5 protein-coding genes are annotated in these 4,118 nt (G+C 63.8%); 1 reads left to right on the top strand and 4 read right to left on the bottom strand.

Translation table 11 applies throughout. From position 1 onward, the window contains the following. Positions 1-192: 192 nt before the first annotated feature. Positions 193-1,290, top strand: coding sequence for an NADH:flavin oxidoreductase/NADH oxidase (locus B7449_RS19600; RefSeq protein WP_039733155.1), 1,098 nt, complete (start codon positions 193-195; stop codon positions 1,288-1,290). Between the two features lie 112 nt (positions 1,291-1,402). Here B7449_RS19600 and B7449_RS19595 read toward each other — a convergent pair whose 3' ends face one another. Genes B7449_RS19595 through rpiA form a run of 4 tightly spaced genes read right to left on the bottom strand, consistent with a single transcriptional unit; the run spans position 1,403 to position 3,968 of the window. After that, entirely contained in the window at positions 1,403-2,221 is an 819-nt protein-coding gene (locus B7449_RS19595; protein ID WP_039733154.1) for a fructosamine kinase family protein, read from the bottom strand. Beyond that, positions 2,218-2,697 carry a low molecular weight protein-tyrosine-phosphatase gene (locus B7449_RS19590; RefSeq protein WP_039733153.1) on the bottom strand — a complete coding sequence of 160 codons (480 nt, stop codon included), beginning with the start codon at positions 2,695-2,697 and terminating at the stop codon, positions 2,218-2,220. Before B7449_RS19590 ends, B7449_RS19595 begins: the two co-directional genes overlap by 4 nt. Beyond that, a complete protein-coding gene (locus B7449_RS19585; protein ID WP_039733152.1) occupies positions 2,698-3,264 on the bottom strand; it encodes a gluconokinase in 567 nt (188 codons plus the stop codon). Continuing rightward, positions 3,261-3,968, bottom strand: a complete 708-nt coding sequence (rpiA, locus tag B7449_RS19580) for a ribose-5-phosphate isomerase RpiA (protein WP_039733151.1) — start codon at positions 3,966-3,968, stop codon at positions 3,261-3,263. The genes B7449_RS19585 and rpiA overlap by 4 nt, the downstream gene beginning before the upstream one ends. Positions 3,969-4,118: the final 150 nt, after the last annotated feature.

Here is a 4,118-nt window from a genome sequence, read left to right as displayed (position 1 = left end):
TGTCACGCCGGAGGTCGCGGGTTCGAGCCCCGTCACTCGCGCCACTTTACGGTGCATTCCCCTAAAAATCTGTTATGCTGTCAAATTCCAGGCTGAAACCAGTCCTGTCGTTTCAGCATGCCCGCGCGCATTGCGTCATGCCGCCAACATGCTCAGTCTGTGACCGGATTCCCGCCTGACGGAGTAACGGCCATGACTGATCTCTTCACCCCCTATACGCTCAGGGGCGTGACCCTGCGCAACCGGATCGCCGTATCCCCCATGTGCCAGTACATGGCGCGTGATGGCGTGGTGAATGACTGGCACACCGTGCATTATTCCACCCTTGCCCGTGGCGGCAGCGGACTGGTGGTGGTGGAAGCCACCGCCGTCTCGCCCGAAGGGCGGATAACCCCTGGCTGCCTTGGTCTGTGGAATGACACGCAGGCCGAAGCCTTCCGCCCGCTTGTACGCGCCATCCGCGACGCCGGGGCCGTGCCCGGCATCCAGATCGCCCATGCGGGCCGCAAGGCCAGCGCCAACCGCCCGTGGGAAGGCGACGACCACATCGCCGCCGATGACCCGCGTGGATGGGACACCATCTCCCCTTCCGCCATTGCCTTTGGCGCCAACCTGCCCAAGGTTCCGCGTGCCATGACGGTGGCGGACATCATCCGCGTGCGGCAGGATTTCGTGGCCGCGGCCGTACGTGCGCGCGACGTGGGATTTGGCTGGCTCATGCTGCATTTCGCCCATGGCTATCTGGGACAGAGCTTCCTGTCCCCCTATTCCAACCAGCGTGACGACAGTTACGGCGGCAGTCTTGAAAACCGCGCGCGCTTCCTGGTGGAAACCCTGCGCGATGTCCGCACCGTCTGGCCCGAGGATCGCCCCCTGAGCGCCCGTCTTGGCGTGATCGAATTTGATGGCCATGACGAACAGACAGTGCAGGACGCCATTGCCGTCGCGAAGGTCTTTCGCGAATCGGGTCTGGACTTCCTTGATGTCAGCATCGGCTTTTCCACGCCTGCGGCAAAGATCCCGTGGGGCCCATCCTTCATGGCACCGGTTGCGCAGCGCGTGCGGCGCGAAACCGGCCTGCCGGTGGCGACAGGCTGGTATCTGGGCACCGCCCCCGTCATTGACGGGCTGGTGCGCGAGGAAAAGATCGATGTTGCGATGATCGGCCGCCCGTTCCTTGAAAACCCGCACTGGCCATATGCGGCGGCACGCGCGCTGGAACGCGAGGATGCGGCATGGGTACTGCCCGCGCCCTATGCCCACTGGCTGACGCGCTATCGCTCCGCATGATTGTGCATGATAAAAATTTTGGGGTGCCCGCCTTTTTTCAAAATGGCGGCGTTCCCTGAAGTTCTTTGAAAAAATGCTTCACCAGAAACGGCTTTTCGTAGAACCGTCTTGATTAAAATCCGGCATCATTCAGGTACTGCGCCACCATTGGCCGGTAGGTCCCACCAAACAGGCGCAGGTGCACCAGCGCGATCCACAGACGGTAGATGGCAAAACGGACCTCATGCCCGCGCCCAGGCATGCCGTACCGGGCGTAAAATCCCGCAGGTGGCTGGTTGAACACGCCCAGCGTGGCCAGATCCACCTCGGCATGGCCATAATAGCAGCATGGATCAATCAGCCCCGTCACATGCTGGCCTGACACCAGCACGTTTCCACCCCATAGATCTCCATGCAGCAGGCAGGGCGCAGGCGTTGCGGGCAGCAGGTCCGGCAGGCGACGCATCAGGGCTTCAAGCTGGCGGGCAAGGTCTATGGGCACATGGTCCAGATGCACGCCAATCCGGCGCTGCGCCCAGAAATCAGGCCATGTTTCCGTCCAGTCATTGCACACCGTCACCGCGCCAACGGCATACCCGCCTGACCAGCCATAACGCACCATGCCGCCCTCGGGCCGCCCCGTGTGCGCAAGGGCAATCACGCGCGCCAGATCATCCCAGCAGCGCGACAACCGGCCATCGGCAGGCAGGTACTGCAACACCAGCGCGTCCCCATCGACGGCCAGCACGTCTGGCACCGGCGCGCCTGTCCGCCCAAGGGTGCGCAGCATGTCGGCTTCCGCCACCGGGTCGGGCCCATTCTTGACGACAACCCTGCGCCCGTCATTGAGATAGACCAGCAGCACCTGCGCCACATCACCACCGGGCAGGGCGTGCCAGTTCCATAATCCCGCGCCCAGAAGGGCCGCGCCATGCCGGGCGAGGCGCGTCATGACCTGTCGCGCCGCAGCCTGTCCACCAGTGCAGCCGCCCCCGCCGCAACATCGCGCCATGTGGTGTCGAACCCGCTGGCATCGCCATAATACGGGTCGGTCACGGCATGGCCCGCCCGTCCCGGCACATGGTCAAGCAGCAGCGAGACCTCCGCCCGGCTGCCTGCTGGCTGCATGTCCAGCAGGTGCCTGAGGTTCGCATGGTCCAGGGCAATGATGTGGGTAAAACGGTCGAAATCGTCTGCCGTGACCACGCGGGCCCGGTAATGGGTGATGTCAATGCCATGCCTGCGGGCAACGGCGCAGGCACGACGGTCGGGTGGCGCGCCTGCATGCCAGTCGCCCGTCCCCGCCGAATCAACCGTAACCTGTAACCCGACCTGACGGGCGGCCGCGCGGAACGCAGCTTCCGCCAGGGGCGAGCGGCAGATATTCCCCATGCAGACAAACAGGACCGCAGGTGCCGTATCGGTCATTCAGCCTCTTTCGTGGGTATGTTCGGGAAATCTCTGCCGCAGCAGGCCGATGGTCTCGGCAATCAGGTCGGCAGGGGTTTCTTCCAGATGCACGACAACCGGATGCTCGTCAGCCGTTGGCGGTTCCAGCGTGGAAAGCTGGCTGGGCAGCAGGCTGGACGGCATGTAGTGCCCGCGCCGGCGCTGCAGGCGGTCGGCCAGCACATCCTCGGGAATCTGCAGATAGACGAACACCACGTCCGCCGTCCCATCCGCACGCAGCAGGTCACGGTATGACCGCTTCAGCGCCGAACAGGTCAGGATTCCCCCCTGTCCCGACGCGATACGGTCCAGCAGCCACTTATGGCACTCCTGCAGCCATGGCAGGCGGTCCGCATCGGTCAGGGGAATGCCCGCCGCCATCTTTTCCACATTGGCGCGGGGATGCAGCAGGTCGCCTTCCTGATAGGGCCAGCCCAGCAGGTTATGCAGCCCTTCCGCCAGCGTGGTCTTGCCGCAGCCCGACACCCCCATGATGACCAGAACCAGCGGCCGGATGCCCTGATCCTGCAGCCCCGGCCCGGTCATGCCGCAACCAGCTTCTGCAGGCCACCGGCGGTCGCCACGATCACTTCGGACGTACGGCCAATGAACAGCCCCGTCTCGATCACGCCCACGATCGGCGCAAGCTGGGCCTGCAATTTTGCGGAATCGGCAATTTCACCGAAATGACAGTCCAGGATCATGTTTCCCCCATCGGTCACGAATACATTGCCACTGCGATCCAGCCGCTGGGTGATGCGCGCGCCCAGTGCCTCGATCTGCCGGGCGGTCGAGGTCCAGCCGAATGTCGACACCTCGACCGGCACGGGCACCCGCGCGCCCAGCCGGTCAACCAGCTTGCTGTCATCCACCACGACCACGAATTTGCGTGACGCCGCCGCCACGATCTTTTCACGGAACAGCGCACCGCCCAGCCCCTTGATGAGGTTGAGCGACCCGCGCTCGACCTCATCCGCGCCATCAATATCGATGTCGATCTGCGGATGGGTGGCGAACGTCACCAGCCTGATGCCATGCGAGCGCGCCTGCTCGGCCGAGCGTTCGGACGTGGGAATGGCGGAAAAACGCAGCCCCTCCGCCCAGCGACGGCCAAGTTCCTCGATCATGAAGGCTGACGTGCTGCCGGAACCAAGGCCAACCACCATGCCTTCCCTGACCATGTCGGCGGCTTCGATCGCCGCCTTGCGCTTCAGTTCTGCCCTGGGGTCCGTATTATTATGGGTGGACATGCGCTGCTTCCTCTCCTGCGGGGCATCCCGCTGCCGGGTGTCCCGTCGTTTTTATTGAAACGTCATCCGTATCATACAGACACGACACTCAGGCACTTATTGTCCTGCCGCCGCCCTGTCCATAAGCCAGATGAGTTCGCCTTCTGTCGT

Source organism: Komagataeibacter intermedius TF2 (assembly GCF_000964425.1).
Taxonomy (GTDB): Bacteria; Pseudomonadota; Alphaproteobacteria; order Acetobacterales; family Acetobacteraceae; genus Komagataeibacter; species Komagataeibacter intermedius.
This window is presented reverse-complemented; position numbering and strand designations above follow the sequence as displayed.